The following is a 17,052-nucleotide window of genomic DNA, read 5'->3' as shown; positions in this document are numbered from 1 at the left end:
CCTGTCAGCCGTAGGCCTCGCGCTTGATGCGCTTGTCCGGGATGCCCAGCTCGTGCAGGTGGCCGAGCACCGCCTCCATGAAGCGCGGCGTGGCGGGCGTGCGCGTCTCCAGCGCCTTGCGCCGGTCCCACGGGGTGATGGCGGGCCCGCACACGTACACGAGGCAGGTGTCGCGGTCCGGAAGCAGCTCGTGCAACAGCGCCTCCGCGACGCGGCCCTTGCGCACCTGGGGGCCGTACTTCGTCTCGTCCGTCTCACGCGTGAGCGTGTGCACCACCCGCACGCGGTCCGGCGCGGCGCGCTCCAGCGCGGCCAGCTCCTCGCGGTAGAGGATGTCGCCCCAGGTCTTGTTGGACGCGAGGAACGTGTGCCGCAGCTTCAGCCCCCGGTGCAGCGCGTCCTTCACGATGGCGAAGTTCGGCACCGCGCCGGAGCCCGCCACCACGTGCAGCACGTGGTCCGTCCGCTCCGTCACGTCGTCCGGCAGCACGTACGGCCCCATGAAGCCCGTCACCTTCAGCTTCGCCCCCACCAGCCGGCCGTGCACCAGCAGCGGGGACAACAGCGGCGGGTAGCGCGTGACGCCCGGGATGAACTCCTCGTCCTTCACCGTGATGGCCACGTGCCGCTCGTGCGGCGCGGAGGCGAGCGAGTACGAGCGCGGCGGCTCCTTGCGCCTCTTCTGCTCCTGGAGGTACGCGCACTGGTGGGCGAGCGCCCGGAACTGGTGCGGGTCGATGTTGAGGAACTGGCCCGCCTTGTAGTCGAGCGGCCCCGCCCCCGGGCCCAGCTCCAGCAGCAGCGTCGCCGTGTCGTGCGTCTCCCACCGCACTTCGGTGACGGTGGCCTCGTACTCGACGGGCCGCTTCGCTCGGGAGGGCGTGGCTTCGGCGCTCATGCGCCTTCCCATAACACGCGGGGTGCGGGGCCGCGCGGACCGGCGCGCTGGCTTCCGGGCCTCGCGCCGGGACCTGGGGGCAGGCGCATCGTTGGCTGGATGACGGAAGGGCAGGCGGGCGGCCCGGCGCTCCCAGAGGACCGCTGACCCGCCCCGCCGGGCAGGACTACATCTTCCAGGAGGACGTCCAGCCATCACTCCCCTAGGGTCCAGGGGTTTTCCGGAAAGGACGTGGGCCGGCCCGTGCTTCGAGCTCTCTTCGCCCTGATGTCGCTGCTGCCTCGCGGGCTCCGCCGCCACGTCGTGCGCGCGCTGATGCATGGCGTGTGGGGCCGGCTGTCCCACGCGAAGGTGTACGGCCTGAAGGACCTGCCGGCCGGCCCCTGCCTCTTCATCTGCAACCACCTGTCCAACGCGGACGGCTTCACGCTCTACCGGGCGCTGCGCCCCAGGCGGGTCGTCTTCCTCGCGGGCGTGAAGCTGCACGGCACCGTGATGACGCGGCTGGCGGCGGAGACGATGGACACCATCGACATCACGCCCAACTCGCCGGACATCGAAGCGCTGCGCCGCTGCGTGGAGCTGCTCAAGGGCGGCCAGTCCGTGCTCATCTTCCCGGAAGGGGGGCGCAGCCGCTCCGCCGGCCTGTTGCAGGCGAAGAAGGGCGTGGGCCTCATCGCCAAGCGCGCGGGGGTGCCCATCGTGCCGGTGGCGCTGACGGGCACGGAGAAGCTCATGCCCATCAACGACTCCGACATGGGCGGCGAGCGGCTCTACCACGCCGACGTCACCGTCACCTTCGGGCCCGCCTTCCGCATGGAGGACCTGGAGCCGGAGGTGTCCGGCTCCGCCGACGCGCGCCAGGCGCTGGTGGACGCGATGATGCGCCGGGTGGCCGCGCTGCTGCCGCCCGCGTACCAGGGCGTCTACGCCGGAGGGCCGGACCCGGTGGGCCCCGTCACCCCGTCCTCCGCCGCGCCGCCTTCCGCGTCGTGACGGTCCTCGTTGCCCGTGAATGAAAACGGCCGCGCGGGCGGGTGCCCACGCGGCCGTCTGGCTTCAGGCCCTCCCGGTTACTGGAGGAACGCCTTCTTGACCTCGGTGAGCAGCGGGTTGGAGCCCGTCGCGGGGTCGATGCAGCCCTGGTTGATGGTCCAGATGATGGTGCCGCCGTAGCCGTTGGCCTTGGCGTACTGGCCCTTGGCCTGGATGGCCTCCGGACCGTCGTAGGTGATCCAGCGCACCGTGCCGTCCTCCACCGGCGTGTCGAACGTGACGTAGTTGGCCTGCGCCGCCACATCCCACTGGAGCTTGCCCGTCTTGGAGAGCGCGAGGATCTTCTTGTACGTGAAGGAGTTGTCCCCGCCCACGTAGTCGGACCAGTTGGTGAAGGGCTGGCGCGGGCCGGTGATGTGACGCCACGCGAGGCCGTAGAACGGGATGCCCATGCCCAGCTTCTCCTTGGGGATGCCCGCGGCCACCCAGGCCTTGAGGCTGGACTCGATGGACGTCGGGTGGGTGCCGGACTCGCCCTTGAGCGCGGACGTGAACCACGAATCCCAGCCGTCCCAGACGCCAATCATCTCGTAGGACATGACGTTCACCTGGTCCAGGTACTGGGCCAGCTGCGGGTACCACTTGAGCGACGCGTCCGTGGCGAAGTTGTTGTTGATCCACCCGATGGGGAACGTCAGCAGCATGTTGGGACGCACCTGACGCAGCCGCTGCACCAGCGCGAGCAGGTTCGGCTTGTCCACCTCCTCCACCGGCTCCCAGTCGATGTCGAGCCCGTCGTAGCCGTGGTCGTCCATCACCTTGAGCAGGTTCTGGACGAACTTCTCCCGGTTCACGGAGGTGGCCGCGCCCACCCAGCCGGCGTGCTCGCCCGCGCCGCCCACCATGATGATGGCCTTGCGCCCCGCGGCGTGCGCGCGGGTGGAGAGCGTCTTCGCCATGGCGGAGCCGTTCGAGTTGTCGAAGATGGCGTTCACCGTGCCATCCGCGTTCGGCGTCACGCGGCCCACGATGATGTGCGTCATCGCGCTGAAGTCCACCTTCTCCGGCGGGTAGTCATCCGCGTTCCAACCCGTGTAGTAGCCGGACACCCACTTGTTGGTGGTGCCCACCGGGCCCGTCACCACCACGTCCGCCGTGGCCTTCTTCGTCGCGTCCGCGCTGCTCGTGGCGACGACGTGGTAGGTGCCCGCCGTGCGGGGCGCGGTGTACGTGCCGCTGGAGGTGACGGTGCCGCCCGTGGAGCCTTCCAGGACGCTCCACGTCACCGCCGTGTTGGTGCTGCCCGTCACCGTCGCGGTGAAGGTCTGCACGCCGCCCAGGGCCAGCGTCGCGCTGGTGGGGGTGACGCTCACGGTCACGGTGGTGGAGGAGGTCCGCTTGCCGGACACCGCCGTGGACTTCGCGCTCTCACCGGCCGCGTTCAGCGCGGTGACGGCGTACCAGTACGTGGTGCCCACGGCCGCGCTGGTGTCCTTGTAGGACGCGGCGGTGAGGGCGGAGGAGGTGAGCCGCGCGTAGGTGCCCGTCTGCGACGTGGCGCGGTAGACGTGGTAGCCCGTGGCGCCCGTCACCGCGCCCCAGGTGAGGGCGACGTCCGTCGTGGAGCCGGTGGCCTTCAGGCCCGTGGGGGCGGAAGGGGCGGTGGTGCTCGCCGCCAGACGCACGTTGTCGAAGTACATCACGGGCAGCGTGCGGCCCGCGTTCTCCATCACCACCAACCCGTCCAGGGTGCCGTTCGCCGCGCCCAGCGTGGACAGGGGCATGCGGCACAGCGTCCACGCGTTGGCCTTCAGCGTGCCGCCCGCGCAGGTGGGGTTGAGGGCCACGGGCGGCTTCGCCACGCCGCCCACGCTCGCGTAGAGCGCGATGGCGGGGTTGGACGTCGCGCCCGCGTTCACCTGCAGCTCCACGAAGCCGTACCCCGTGGTGGGCACGCCCGCGTGGTGGAAGTACAGGCCCTTCCAGGGGCCGAAGGTCGCGGAGACGGAGCGGGTGCCCGCGTACACGGGGCTCGTCGCGCCGAGGCTGTGCGTCGCCCAGGACCAGTCCTGCCAGCCCGAACCGAGCGCGTCGTCGAACATCGTGGACGCGCTCGCGAGCGCGTCGCCGGTCGTCACCAGCGAGTCGTCGTCGCCCGCGGTGGAGGTGAAGTCCGGAGCGCCACCGCAGCCGGTGTGCATCGCGCCCAACGCCACGAGGAACCCAATGAGCTGCCTTCTCAAGTTCTCTCCTACGGCCAGGTGAAAAAGGCGGGCCGGGGGTGCTGCCTCCCTCCGCCCGCGGCGCGTGGCGGAGGTCCCCCGGGCGCCCTGTCGCCGCGCCGGGATTGGCGGGCATGCAAAGGGGGACCTGGCGAATCGCAGGCACGAAAACACCGCGATCGTTCGTCTGTGTTCAAGCCATGGGGTGGGGTATTTCGGCACGTCCCCAGGACGCCAGGCTGCTGTATCAGCGGCGCGGCGGGCGTCTGGTTTCAGAGTGAAACATGCCTGGTGGCACCGCGGACGGGCGGGCGCTTCCCACGCCTGGAGGCGCCACGAGGGAGCCTCCAGGGGAAAGGCCGCCACGCTGTGACACGTGCGGCTTCAATCCTTCACATGCATTGTATCACGCAATCAATTGCGGCCGGAGGACGTGAGGAAGTTCCACGCGCTCTTCTCCCCGCCCAGGTACGTCTGGAAATGGTTCTCCCCGGGGCGGTACAGCTCCGTCTGCTTGAGCCGCTCGTGCAGCGCGGGCAGGTGGTAGTAGGGCACGGACGGGAAGAGGTGATGGGACAGGTGGTAGCTCGCGTTGAAGGGCGCGATGAAGAAGCGCTCGAACCACGTGGCGGCCGCCACGTCGCGCGTCTCGTGCGTCTCGTCCGGGCTGGCGGGGGTGAAGGGGTGCTCCACCACCGCGCGGATGCGGAACGCCATCATCATCAGCGTCAGCGACGGCACCGACCACAGCAGCAGGTAGTACAGCCAGCCGCCCGTCAGCGTGAGGAAGGTGATGAGGCCCGCGAGCCAGAGCACGTAGCGGATGTGCTCGGCGCGGGAGACGGGCGGGCCGCCCTTGCCCATCGAGCGGCCCGTATAGGACCAGGGGATGACGATGCGCAGGTGGGAGAGGGTGAAGAAGCCCACCATGTCCCCCAGCAGCACCAGCACCGTGCCCCAGCGCGTGCGCGGGAACATCCACGCGTGGTCGCGCTGCGCCGTGAGCCAGTACGGGTCCCTGTCCGTGTTGACGTAGCGGTGGTGCTCCGCGTGCTCCTTGCGGTAGCCCTCCGTGGTGATGTTGGTGGGGAACGCGCACAGCAGGTCCGCCACCACGTCGTTGAGCTTGCGATTCGTGAGCAGGTGGAAGTGCGCCGCCTCGTGCACCAGGCTCAGCAGCGCGTGCTGCCGCGTGGAGATGACCACCGCGGCCAGCACCCACGCCCACCAGCGGTCCACCTGCACCACGAACGCCACGCACAGCGCGATCATCAGCCACTGGCGCGCCACGGCCCACAGGCCGCGCCCGTTGGCCACCACCGACAGCTCCCGCACCGACGCCGTCAGGGCACGACGGTCGAACGCGCGGGAGGTGACCGCTTCCGAGTCATCCAGCGACAACGGTTCTGGAACGGCGAGCATCTGGCGACAGACCTCCTGCCGGGCACGAGCGCTCTGGCGGAGGCCGGGAGGTGGCTTCCCCTCCCATCCAAGGCGACCCCCTGCCGCACACCCCGGTCATGTGGGATTACACCGCCTTGGCGGTAATAATCTCATATCATGGGAAACAGGAGGTCTGGAATACCCGCCCAATCTTACAGCCAGGACGGATGTGGAAGGCCGAGGGGGGACCGGGCCAGACAGGTGTTGAGTGGTGTCCACAAGGCCGCCTTGCAGGGGGCCTGGCGCACGGGAGGAAGTGGTGCCCGGGTCTTTTGACCGGTGTGTTGGGGGTGTTCTCCGTACACTGGGCGGGTATTTCCCTTTCCCGCGACACGCGGCGGCCCCCCAGGAAAGGCGGCGAGGTTCAGACCCTCCCCGGTGAATGGATGCAGGCACCCTTCGACTTCCGCACGCTCTTCGAGCTGTCGCCCAATCCCTACATGTTGCTGGACCGCGAGCTGCGGTACGTGACCGCGAACGCGGCCTACCTGCGGGTGACCGCCAGCCGGCTGGAGGACCTGGTCGGGCGCACCGTCTTCGACGTGTTCCCGCACGACCCGGATGACCCGGCCAACTCCAGCGTGCGGATGCTGCGCGACTCGTTCGTCCGCGTGCTGACGGAGCGGACGCTGGACACGCTGGCGCTCATCCCCTACCGGGTGCCGCGCCAGACGGGGGAGGGCGTCGTGGTGGAGGAGCGCTACTGGAGCGCCACGCACACGCCCCTGCTGGATGCGCGGGGCGAGGTGGCCTTCATCCTCCAGCACACGATGGACGTGACGGAGCTGCAGCAGCTCAAGCAGGCCGTGCGCGACGCGGAGGCCTCGCTGGAGGAGGGCCCGCGGAGGGACCAGCTGATGGGTGGGGTGCTCGCGCGCGCCCAGGCGGTCCAGGAGGCCAACCGCACCCTGGATGGCGAGCGCCGGCACCTGCGGCGCATCTTCGAACAGGCCCCGGGCTTCATGTGCTCGCTGAAGGGACCGGAGCACGTGTTCGAGCTGGCCAACCGCGCCTACCTCCAGCTCGTCGGCCACCGGGAGCTGCTGGGCAAGCCCGTGCGGGAGGCGCTGCCGGAGGTGGCCGGGCAGGGCTTCTTCGAGCTGCTGGACCGGGTGCTCACGACCGGCGAGCCCTTCGTCGGGCACAACATGCGGGTGCAGCTGCAGCGCGAGCCCGGGGGCCCGCTGGTGGATGCCTTCCTGGACTTCGTGTACCAGCCCGTGGTGGAGGTGGATGGCCGCGTCTCCGGCATCTTCGTCCAGGGCCACGACATGACGGCGCAGAAGCTGGCGGAGGACGAGCTGGCGCGCCACCGCGACCACCTGGAGGAGCTGGTGCGCGAGCGCACGCGGGCGCTGGAGACGAGCGAGGCGGAGCGCCGCCAGGCGGAGGCCGCGCTGCTCCAGTCGCAGAAGATGGAGGCGGTGGGCAAGCTCACCGGCGGCGTGGCGCATGACTTCAACAACCTGCTCCAGGTCGTGAGCGGAAACCTCCAGCTGCTCCAGCGCGACGAGGTGGGCGACACGCGCACGCAGCGGCGCCTGGAGACGGCGCTGGGCGCGGTGGAGCGCGGGGCGCGGCTGGCCTCGCAGCTGCTCGCGTTCGCGAGGCGGCAGCCGCTGGCGCCCACGGCGCTCAACCTGGGCCGGCTGGTGCGCGACATGGACGACCTCTTGCGCCGCGCGCTGGGCGAGGACGTGGAGGTGGAGACGGTCATCGCGGGCGGGCTGTGGAACACGTCCGTGGACCGCAACCAGCTGGAGAACGTCATCCTCAACCTGGCCATCAACGCGCGCGACGCCATGGACGGCCGGGGCAGGCTGACCATCGAGGCGGGCAACGCGATGCTGGATGACCACTACGCGCTGCTGCACCCGGAGGTGCAGCCGGGGCAGTACGTGCTGCTGGCCATCTCCGACACGGGCACCGGCATGACGCCGGAGGTGCTGGAGCGCGCGTTCGAGCCGTTCTTCACCACGAAACCGGAGGGGCGCGGCACGGGCCTGGGGTTGAGCATGGTGTACGGCTTCGTGAAGCAGTCCGGCGGCCACGTGAAGATCTACAGCGAGCTGGGGCACGGCACGTCCATCAAGATCTACCTGCCGCGCACCTTCCAGGCGGCGGTGCAGCCGGCGGAGACGGGCACGGCGCAGGTGGAGGGCGGCACGGAGACCATCCTGGTGGTGGAGGACGACGCGGCGGTGCGGGCCACGGTGGTGGAGGTGCTCACGGAGCTGGGCTACCGCGTGCTCAAGGCGCACGACGGCCAGAGCGCGCTCGCGGTCATCCAGAGCGGCCTGCCGGTGGACCTGCTCTTCACGGACGTGGTGATGCCGGGGCCGGTGCGCAGTCCGGAGCTGGCGCGGCAGGCGAAGGCGCTCCTGCCGGACCTGGAGGTGCTCTTCACGTCCGGCTACACGGAGAACGCCATCGTGCACGGCGGCCGGTTGGACCCGGGCGTGAGCCTCCTGTCCAAGCCGTACCGGCGCGAGGACCTGGCGCGGAAGATCCGCGCGATGCTGAAGGGCCGCGAGCAGCGGCTGGCGGCGAAGCAGTACCGCGAGCCCGTGCCCGCAGCGCCGGAGCCGGAAGGCAAGGGGACACTGCGCATCCTATTGGTGGAGGACGACGCGGACATCCGCGAGTCCGCGAGCGAGCTGATGACGGACATCGGGCACACCGTGCGCGCGGTGGCGAGCGCGGAGGCGGCCAGCGAGGCGCTGGCGAAGGAGCCCTTCGACCTGCTCTTCACGGATGTGACGCTGCCGGGCATGTCCGGCGTGGCGCTGGCGCGCGAGGTCGTGCGGCGCTACCCGGCCCTGCGCATCATCATCGCATCCGGGGACTCGCGCGCTGTGTCGGGGGAGGACAGCAAGGCGCTGGCGCACGTGGTGCTGCTGCCCAAGCCGTATGACCTGAACCAGATGGAGCGCGCGCTGGAGCAGGTCGCCGCGGGCGCCACCCCCGTCGCGAGGGCGCGGCCCGCATGATGGACGCGCGGGCCCGGACGGGCGAAACCCTCTACGTGTCCACGCTGCCCGGGTTGGAGCCCGCGCTGGAGGCGGAGGCGCGCGAGCGCGGCCTGCCGTTCCGGCGCGTGGAGGGCGGCATCGAGTGCGAGGGCCCGCCCGGCCTGCACCAGACGGCGAACCTGCACCTGCGCACCGCGAGCCGCGTGCTCCTGCGCCTGGGCACCTTCACGGCGCCCACCGCGGACGCGCTGGTCAGCGGGCTGGAAGCGCTGCCCCTGGCGGAGGTCTGGGACGGGAAGGTGCCGCTGCGGATGTCGGTGACGCTGCACCGCTCCGTGGCCCCAGGGCCGGCCGTGGTGATGGAGTCCGCGGCCGTGGCGTGGAACCCGCGCGAGATGACGGTGGCGGGACACCTGGACGAGGAGGGCGGCGGGCCGGAGCTCACGCTGTTGGTGCGCGGCGACGGGGAGCGATGGACGGTGAGCGCGGACACGTCCGGCGCTCCCCTGTACCAGCGCGGCTACCGGCAGGAGGTGGGGCGCGCGCCGCTGCGCGAGACGCTGGCCGCGGGCATCCTGCGGCTCGCGGGCTACGCGGGCGACGTGCCGCTGGTGGATCCGATGTGCGGCTCGGGCACGTTCCTGGTGGAGGGCGCGTGGCTGTCCCAGCGCCGGCCGCCAGGCCTGCTGCGCACGTTCGCGTTCCAGTCCTTCCCGTCCTTCGACCCGCAGGCCTGGGTGCGCCGGCGCACGGAGGCGGAAGGCGAGGCGCTGCCGGAGCCTCGCGCGCCCATGCGCGGGTATGACCTGAACGCGGGCGCGCTGGGCACGGCGCGGCGCAACGCGAAGCGCGCGGGCGTGACGCTGGCGCTGGAGCGGCACGACCTGCGCACGCTGAAGGCGCCGCCGGACGCCCCCGGGCTGGTGGTGGCCAACCCGCCCTACGGCAAGCGCGTGGGCGAGGCGGAGGACCTGCCGGAGCTCTACCGCGCGCTGGGCGCGACGTTGAACGGCGCGTTCCGCGAGTGGCGCAAGGCGCTCATCGTCCCCGAGGACCCGAAGCTGGTGGCGGCGCTGGGGCTGAAGGGCGCGCGGCAGCTCAACGTGAAGAACGGCGGCCTGCGCTGTCTGTTGGTGCTGGCGGGGCCGTAGCTACAGCGGCAGCACCAGCTCGAAGCGGGCGCCGCCCTCGGGCCGGGCGCCCGCGCGCACCTTGCCCCCGTGCGCCAGCACCACGCGCCGCACGATGGCCAGCCCCAGGCCACGGCCGTTGGCGCGCGTGAGGAAGAAGGGCTCGAAGACGCGCTGGGGGTCCAACCCGGCGATGCCCGGGCCCTCGTCCTCCACACTCAGCGACACGCCGTCCGGCACGCGGCGCACCGCCACGCGCACCGTGCCCCCGCGCGGCGAGGCCTGGATGGCGTTGCGCATCAGGTGCGTGACGGCGAGTTGGAGCAGCGTCTCGTCGCCGGGGAGGTCCGGCACGTCCGGCGCCTCGTCGAACAGCACGCGCGGCGCGGGCAGCTCCTCGCGGCCGTGGACCAGCTGCCCCAGCGCGCGGTGCACCAGCTCACCCAGCGACACGGGGCGCGGCCGGGGCTCCAGCGGGCGCACCGTGTCCAGCAGGTCGCGCACGATGTCCTCCAGCCGGATGGCCTCCTCCTCCAGCATCTCCACCGCGGAGGCGCCCGCGGGCCCCAGGCGCGGTTCGCGCTTGAGCACCGCCACCGTGTTGAGGATGGCGCCCAGGGGGTTGCGCACCTCGTGGGCCACGACGCCCGCGGCCTCGCCCAGCACCGTCAGCCGCTCGCTGGCGATGAGCTCGTTCTGCAGCCGGGACACCTCCGCCAGCCGCGCCTCCGCCGCCCGGTGGTGCCGCACGTTCTCCAGCGCGCTGCCAATGAGCTGCGCGAACAGCTCCAGCGCCCCCGCGTTCGCGGGTGTCAGCGTGGTGGACTGCACCGCCAGCACGCCGAAGGGCTCGTCCTCCACGAAGATGGGCGCGTCCAGCGCGCGCGAGCCCGGCGGGTAGATGCGCTGGATGTTGTCCGCCACCTCCGGCGTGTGCAGCCGCCGCGCCATGCTGAACGCGTCCGGATGGAACGCCGCCCGGCGGCTGGTGAGCACCTCCGCCAGGTGCGGCATCAAGGAGCGGGGGAAGCGCACCGCGTGCACGCTCTGGCCGTAGAGCTGCTCCGCGGCCGCCAGGCTCTCCGGCTCCTGGCGCATGGGCCCGTGGCGCAGGAAGTCGCCCTCCAGCAGCATCACGGAGACGTAGAAGCCCTGCCGGTGCACGGCCTCCACCGCCAGCTCCAGCACCTGCGCCTCGTCACGGCAGCGCAAGAGCTCCGCCGCGGTGGACACCAGCATGGTGGACAGCCTGCGCACCGCGTCCCCACCCTCCGCGTCCAGCAGCAGCACCAGCCGCTCCTCCGGCACGCGTCCCGGCGCGGTGAGCGGGGAGAGCAGGTGCTGGCGTCCGTCCGCGCCCCGCATGCGCACGAACGCGGGCTGCACCGGGCCGGGCTGCTCGCCGCGCTCCAGCGCCTCGCGCAGGGGTTCCACCCACGCGCGCTCCTCCGGTTCGAAGCGGGAGGTGAGCTCCCGCAGCGACGGCAGCCCGTCCTCGCGCAGGCCCAGCAGCGTGCGCAGCGCGGTGTTGGCGAACACCACGCGGTCGCCCCGGATGACGAACAGGGGCACCGGCAGCGCGGGCAGCAGGCCGTCCAGCGCGCCGGGCGGGTCCAGGTCGCTCATCGCCGCACCGGCCCGGTGATCCACCGCCCGGGGGCCTCCGCTCCCCCGGCCGGATGCCCGGTGCGGGGAGCGGGGCCGGGGCGCGGAGGCAATCGCCGCGCGGGTGCGCCGTAGGGAAGGGTGAAGGCGTTGATCACTGGAGAGGCACCATGAACTTCGCGAACGAGTTGGACCGCAGGGACCTGGAGTTGAAGTCCGTCATGGCCGTGTGGGTGGCCTTCGTGGCGATGGGCGCGGTCTTCCTGGGCCAGTTGCTCTAGTCAGGGCTTCTTGGTCCGGCGGACGTACTGCTGGATGAAGTCCCGCTCCTCCGCGCGCAACGCGCTCAGGCGCAAGCCGTAGCCCCGGGGGTTCTTGCCGTCCTCCAGGGAGTTCTCCCAGATGACGGAGCTGCGCAGGGTCATCACCCGCTCCGGATCATCGAAGCGCAGCGTCAGCTCCACCTGCGTCCCCAGCCGCAGCGGCCGGTCCGTTCCGATGAACAGACCCCCTGACGACAGGTTGATGATGCGGTGGTCGGTGAAGATGCCCGTGTTCTTCATCGTCACCCGCACGTCCGCGTGCAGCCGGTCGTCCGAGCGGCGCTCCAGGCCCACGAACTCGGCGCTCGAATACGAGGGCGCGGGGGCGGCCACGGGACGCCGGACGGGCGCGGGCGGAGGCGGCGTGGGAGCCGGCGCGGGCGCGGGCGGCGTCACCGGCCGCGCCGTGGGCGTCATCACCGGCGGAGGCCGGGGCGGCGCGGGCGGCGGCACGGGGCGCGTCATCGTGCCCGGCACCGGCGTCGGCGGAATGGAGGCGGCCACGGGGCGCGTCATCGTGCCCGGCACCGGCGTCGGCGGGATGGAGGCAGCCACGGGCCGCGTCATCGTGCCCGGCACGGGCGTCGGCGGGATGACGACGGGCGGCGGACGCGCGGCCTGCGGGGGGACGACGGGCGGCGGACGCGCGTGGATGGCGGATCCACTCAACGGCAGCGGCGATGCGGGCGGCGCGGGCGGCAGCGTGCCGCTCATGTCCAGCCGGGGCGGCGGGGGCGCGGGCGGCTGCATCGCGCCCTGGAGGAAGAGCGTCTCCGCCTCGCGGATCCGCCGCGAGAGGAAGTCGAAGATTTCAACGGAGACCTTGCGCAGCTCCGGGTGCAGGTCCGGCGACAGGTGCTCCGGGGAGAAGCGCTTCGCCATGCGGAAGAAGGCGAGGCGGAACTCGTCGAGCGACGCCTGCGGCTTGAGCCCGAACACCTCGTGCGGCGGCAGGTGCAGCAGGCCACGCAGCTGGTTGCGCAGGCGCTCGGCCTGCTGGCTCTCGATGGAGGCCGTGGGCGCCGCGGTGGTGAACAGGTCGCGCACCTCCGGGAGGTCCTGGAGCGCGATCCAGTTCGTTCCGTCGCGCGACGCGCGCACGGCCGTCTTCAGGCGACCGGAGGCGATGAGGTCGCGGAATGCTTGCAGCTGGAGGGGGCCCAGCACTCGGCCGAGCGAGTCTCCCACCCAGTAACCGACAGCGGATGACGACACGGGGACCTCGGGGAATCAGGACGCGAGCGCCTGGCGTACGGCGGCGGCGATCTCCAGGGGATGGAAGGGCTTGCCCACGAAGCCCATGGCCCCCGCGGCGATGGCCTGCTCCACCACCGGCTCCGCGTCCATGCTGCTGATGACCAGCACGCGCGTGTCCGGCGACACGCTCTTGATGGCGCCCAGCACCTCCAGGCCGCTCTTCTTCGGCATGAAGAGGTCCAGGAACATCACCGCCGGCTGCTCCTTCTCCGCCAGCGCCAGCCCCTCCTCCCCGTCCGCGGCCTCCAACAGCCGCAGGTCGATGCCCGTGTCCGCGATGACGTCCTTGAGGATGCGACGCACGAAGCTGTCGTCATCCACCAACAGCAGGGTAGGTAGTCCAGGCATGGCGGGAGGATACATAAGACGCGCGACGTTTGGGCGCGCGCGTCCCAGGTGCCTGCTCGCCTTTTGGGTTAAGGGGTGGGCATGTCCACCGACCCCGCGCTGTCCCATTTCGAGTCCCACAAGGCCGCGTACCTGGAGGACCTCAAGGCCCTCGTACGCATTCCCAGTGTGTCCTTTCCCGGGTTCGACGCAGGCCTCGTGCGCAAGAGCGCGGAGGCCACCGCGGCCCTCTTGAAGGACCGTGGTTTTGAAAACGTGCAGCTGCTCGAAATCGAGGGCGCGCACCCGTATGTCTATGGCGAGGTGCTCAAGGCGCCGGGCCGCCCCACGCTCCTCCTCTACGCGCACCACGACGTGCAGCCCGCGGGAGACGAGTCCGCGTGGAAGAGCCCGCCCTTCGAGCCGCAGGAGCGCGACGGCCGCCTGTACGGGCGCGGCACGGCGGACGACAAGGCCGGCATCGTCGTGCACACCTCCGCCGTGGACGCGTGGCTCAAGAGCACCGGCCAGCTCCCACTCAACGTGAAGGTCATCATCGAGGGAGAAGAGGAAGCAGGCAGTGACCACCTGGGTGCATTTCTCCAGAAGCACGCGAAGCTGGTGGCCGCGGACGCCATCGTGTTGACGGACACGACGAACTTCGACACGGGGCTGCCGTCCATCACCACGGCGCTGCGCGGGCTGGTGACGGTGGACGTGGAGGTGCGGGGGCTTCAGCAGGCGGTGCACTCGGGCATGTGGGGCGGGCCCATTCCGGATCCGGCGATGGCGCTGTGCCGGATGCTGGCGTCGCTGACGCACGCGGATGGCTCCATCGCCATCGAAGGCGTGATGGAGCAGGTGAAGCCGCTGACGCCCGCGGAGCGTCAGAGCATCCAGGCGCTGCCCGGTGACGAGGCCACCTTCCGTGAGCAGGCGGGCATCCGCGAGGGCGTGCAGCTCCTGGGCAGCGGGCGTCATCCCTGGGAGACGAACTGGCGCCAGCCGAGCCTGGCCATCAACGCCATCCAGGCCAGCAGCCGCAAGGACGCGCGCAACATCATCGTGGAGTCCGCGTGGGCGCGCGTGGGCATCCGCGTGGTGCCGGACATGGATCCGGAGGACGTGCAGCGCCGGCTGGTGGCGCACCTGAAGAAGGTGTGCCCGTGGGGCCTGGAGCTGGAGATCCGCGAGGACCAGGCGTCCGGCTGGTGGTACACGGATTCGTCGCACCCGGCCTTCCAGGCGGCGTTCCGCGCGCTGGAGAAGGGCTACGCGAAGAAGCCCGTCACCATCGGGTGCGGTGGATCCATCCCGTTCGTGGAGCCGTTCGCGAAGGAGCTGGGCGGCGTGCCCGCGCTGCTCATCGGCGTGGAGGACCCGTACACGTACGCCCACTCGGAGAACGAGAGCCTGCACCTGGGCGACTGGGAGAAGGCCATCCGCTCCGCCATCCACCTCTACGAGGAGCTGGCGAAGTCGCTGACCCCTCGCGGCTGAGCGCGGGCGGGCCAGGACCTGTGATGTCCTGGCCCTCGCTCGCGTGCGCTACAGGCCGCGGAAGCGGTCCGTGGCTTCAATCAGCGCGGACGTGTTGCCGGGCTCGTTGGCGGAGTGGCCCGCGTCCGCCACCATCACGAACTGGGCCTCCGGCCACGCGCGGTGCAGGGCCCACGCGCTCTCCGGCGGACACACCACGTCGTAGCGGCCCTGCACGATGACGGCGGGGATGTGGCGGATGCGGTGCACGTCGTCCAGGAGCTGGGTGTCGCTGCGCATCCAGCCCTTGTTGACGAAGTAGTGGCACTCGATGCGCGCGAAGGCGATGGCGAAGTCGTCGCCCGCGTTGCGCGCGACGAGCTCCGCGTTGGGGTACAGGCAGCTGGTGCGGCCCTCCCACACGCTCCACGCCTTCGCGGCCTCCTGCTGCGAGTGCTTGTCGTCACCCATCAGCCGCTTCGCGTATGCCTGGAGCAGGTCGCCGCGCTCCTCCTCCGGGATGGGGGCGACGAAGCCCTCCCACGCGTCCGGGAACATCGCGTCCGCGCCGCGCTGGTAGAACCAGTCGATCTCCTGCTTGCGCAACAGGAAGATGCCGCGCAGCACCAGCTCCGTGACGCGCTCCGGGTGGGCCTCCGCGTACGCGAGCGACAGGGTGCTGCCCCACGAGCCGCCGAAGAGCATCCAGCGCTCCAGGCCCAGGTGCTCGCGCAGCCGCTCCATGTCCGCCACCAGGTCCCAGGTGGTGTTCATCTCCAGGCTGGCGTGCGGGGTGCTGCGGCCACAGCCGCGCTGATCAAACAGGATGATGCGGTACACGCTGGGGTCGAAGAAGCGGCGCTGCTTCGCGTCGGTGCCGCCGCCCGGGCCGCCGTGCACGAACACCACGGGCTTGCCCTTCGGGTTGCCGCTCTCCTCGAAGTACAGCGAGTGGCCGCCCGTGACCTTCAAGTGGCCGGTGCGGTAGGGCTCGAGGGGGGGATAGAGCGTACGCAGCGGCGTGGGTGCGGGCACGGGGTTCCTTCCTTGGGAATGGAGTGCCGCGCAACCTAGCAACAGCTGGCGCCCGCGGCACCGGCGGAGGGAATCACCGCCGGGCCCGGGTCGTGTCCGCTCAGGGCTTCGCGGGCGGGACGGGCGCCGCGGGCTCGCGCGGGGCCTCCGGCGGCTTGGGCGCGGGCGGCACGCCGCGGCCGGCCTGGGCCACCATGCGCACCTCGGCGTTCTCCCCGAGCGCGTAGCCGTCGCCCTTCGTCTCCAGGTCCGTCGCCTCGATGACGTCGCCGCGCTGGAGGTGGAAGAACTTCTCGTTCTTCTCCGAGCGGTGGCGCTCCTGCATCGCCAGGCCCACGCGCCCCTCCGGCCCGCAGCCGATGTAGCGCTGGCGGCCCTTGCCCTCCAGCGACTCGCTGACGATGCGGAACAGCCGGCCCGGCGGCGGCTCCGGCCAGGGCTCGCCCTTGGGCGCCACCAGCAGGTAGCTCATCTTGAGCGATTCCTTGTGGAACCCGGCCACGCGCGCCAGCTCCTCCACCACCTTGGGCATGGGCCACGCGCGCTCCGCGTGGCACCAGTCCGTCTCCTTCACCAGCGCGGGGCACGCGCCCCGGTACAGGCACGGCGCGCGGATGGCGTAGCCGCGCTCCACCAGCAGGTCGCGCACCTTGAGCAGGTTGCGGCTCGTCTCGCGCAGCGCGGGCTCCATCACCAGGAGGCTGCCGCCCTTCTTCACCTTCGTGAGCACCGACTCCAGCAGCGCCGCGCGCGGCTTCAGCGCCTCATCCGTCGCGCCGTAGAGCTCGTTGACGACGTGCCCCATCGTGATGAGGTCGTACTGGCCCTCCGGCAGCGTGGCGTTCTTCTTCAGCGGATCCCATTCGCGCGTGGCCAGGGCCTCGCCGGCCTCCGTGGCCAGCTTGCGCGCCAGCTCCAGCGCGGGCTTGCTGCGGTCCGCGGCCGTCACCTCGCTGGCGCCCGCGTCCATCGCCGCGAAGGCCACCGGGCCCGGGCCGCTGCCCAGGTCCAGCACGTGGCGCGGGCGGTTCGGCAGCTCGCCCAGCACCTGACGCGCCTGGGCGTAGGACACCGGCCAGTAGAAGAGGAGGTACGCGCCCAGCAGGCGCGGGTCGTCCATGTACCGGGCGCCGGCCAGCTGCCGCTCCCGCGTGAGGCCGAGCGACAGCTGCTTCACGCCCGCGCCCACCTCCTTGACCTCCTGCGGCGTGAGGCGTCCTTCCGGCCCGTCCCCCCGGCCCCGGGACGCGCGCCACACGGAGATGAGCCGGGGCAGCCATCGCTCCAGGTCCTTGCTGTATGCGTTGCTCATCGTTGCCTTCACATCAGGGGTCGCCACCCGGAGGCGACCGCGTTAAACCCAAC

General features: G+C 71.4%; 12 protein-coding genes. 4 read left to right on the top strand and 8 right to left on the bottom strand.

Annotation, left to right across the window (positions count from 1 at the left end):
• Positions 1 to 4 precede the first annotated feature (4 nt).
• Positions 5 to 898, bottom strand: coding sequence for a ferredoxin reductase domain-containing protein (locus AABA78_RS07635; protein WP_338262298.1), 894 nt, complete (start codon positions 896 to 898; stop codon positions 5 to 7).
• A 243-nt stretch (positions 899 to 1,141) separates the two neighbouring features.
• On the opposite strand from AABA78_RS07635, the gene AABA78_RS07630 reads away from it, so the two are divergent.
• Complete coding sequence (locus tag AABA78_RS07630; protein ID WP_338262297.1) at positions 1,142 to 1,894, top strand: lysophospholipid acyltransferase family protein; 753 nt, start codon at positions 1,142 to 1,144, stop codon at positions 1,892 to 1,894.
• 77 nt (positions 1,895 to 1,971) lie between these two features.
• Here the strand turns inward: AABA78_RS07630 and AABA78_RS07625 are convergent, their stop codons facing one another.
• Positions 1,972 to 4,137: a glycosyl hydrolase family 18 protein gene (locus AABA78_RS07625; RefSeq protein ID WP_338262296.1), complete on the bottom strand. Its 2,166-nt coding sequence runs from the start codon at positions 4,135 to 4,137 to the stop codon at positions 1,972 to 1,974.
• Positions 4,138 to 4,530: 393 nt separating this feature from the next.
• Positions 4,531 to 5,538: a fatty acid desaturase family protein gene (locus AABA78_RS07620; protein WP_338262295.1), complete on the bottom strand. Its 1,008-nt coding sequence runs from the start codon at positions 5,536 to 5,538 to the stop codon at positions 4,531 to 4,533.
• Between the two features lie 407 nt (positions 5,539 to 5,945).
• On the opposite strand from AABA78_RS07620, the gene AABA78_RS07615 reads away from it, so the two are divergent.
• Together AABA78_RS07615 and AABA78_RS07610 are read left to right on the top strand one after the other, a co-directional pair.
• On the top strand, positions 5,946 to 8,549 hold the full coding sequence (locus AABA78_RS07615) for a response regulator (protein ID WP_338262294.1): 2,604 nt from the start codon (positions 5,946 to 5,948) through the stop codon (positions 8,547 to 8,549).
• The gene (locus tag AABA78_RS07610; protein ID WP_338262385.1) at positions 8,549 to 9,682 is read left to right on the top strand and encodes a THUMP domain-containing class I SAM-dependent RNA methyltransferase; all 1,134 of its coding nucleotides are present in this window, start codon (positions 8,549 to 8,551) and stop codon (positions 9,680 to 9,682) included. Before AABA78_RS07615 ends, AABA78_RS07610 begins: the two co-directional genes overlap by 1 nt.
• Here the strand turns inward: AABA78_RS07610 and AABA78_RS07605 are convergent, their stop codons facing one another.
• The 3 genes from AABA78_RS07605 to AABA78_RS07595 form a co-directional block, all read right to left on the bottom strand.
• A complete protein-coding gene (locus AABA78_RS07605) occupies positions 9,683 to 11,287 on the bottom strand; it encodes a sensor histidine kinase (protein ID WP_338262293.1) in 1,605 nt (534 codons plus the stop codon). It lies immediately after the preceding gene.
• A 260-nt stretch (positions 11,288 to 11,547) separates the two neighbouring features.
• Positions 11,548 to 12,804 (bottom strand): TIGR02266 family protein, encoded by a 1,257-nt coding sequence (locus AABA78_RS07600; RefSeq protein ID WP_338262292.1) that lies wholly within the window; start codon positions 12,802 to 12,804, stop codon positions 11,548 to 11,550.
• 15 nt (positions 12,805 to 12,819) lie between these two features.
• Complete coding sequence (locus AABA78_RS07595; protein WP_120560449.1) at positions 12,820 to 13,194, bottom strand: response regulator; 375 nt, start codon at positions 13,192 to 13,194, stop codon at positions 12,820 to 12,822.
• 81 nt (positions 13,195 to 13,275) lie between these two features.
• On the opposite strand from AABA78_RS07595, the gene AABA78_RS07590 reads away from it, so the two are divergent.
• Positions 13,276 to 14,673 carry a M20/M25/M40 family metallo-hydrolase gene (locus AABA78_RS07590; protein ID WP_338262291.1) on the top strand — a complete coding sequence of 466 codons (1,398 nt, stop codon included), beginning with the start codon at positions 13,276 to 13,278 and terminating at the stop codon, positions 14,671 to 14,673.
• A 48-nt stretch (positions 14,674 to 14,721) separates the two neighbouring features.
• Here the strand turns inward: AABA78_RS07590 and pip are convergent, their stop codons facing one another.
• Both pip and AABA78_RS07580 read right to left on the bottom strand, forming a co-directional pair.
• On the bottom strand, positions 14,722 to 15,687 hold the full coding sequence (gene pip / locus AABA78_RS07585) for a prolyl aminopeptidase (RefSeq protein WP_338262290.1): 966 nt from the start codon (positions 15,685 to 15,687) through the stop codon (positions 14,722 to 14,724).
• A 100-nt stretch (positions 15,688 to 15,787) separates the two neighbouring features.
• Positions 15,788 to 16,999 (bottom strand): small ribosomal subunit Rsm22 family protein, encoded by a 1,212-nt coding sequence (locus AABA78_RS07580; protein ID WP_338262289.1) that lies wholly within the window; start codon positions 16,997 to 16,999, stop codon positions 15,788 to 15,790.
• Positions 17,000 to 17,052 lie beyond the last annotated feature (53 nt).

Origin of the sequence: Corallococcus caeni, from assembly GCF_036245865.1 — a bacterium.
Lineage (GTDB): Bacteria > Myxococcota > Myxococcia > Myxococcales > Myxococcaceae > Corallococcus > Corallococcus caeni.
Note: the sequence above shows the minus strand (reverse complement) of the source record. Positions and strands in the feature narration are given on the sequence as shown.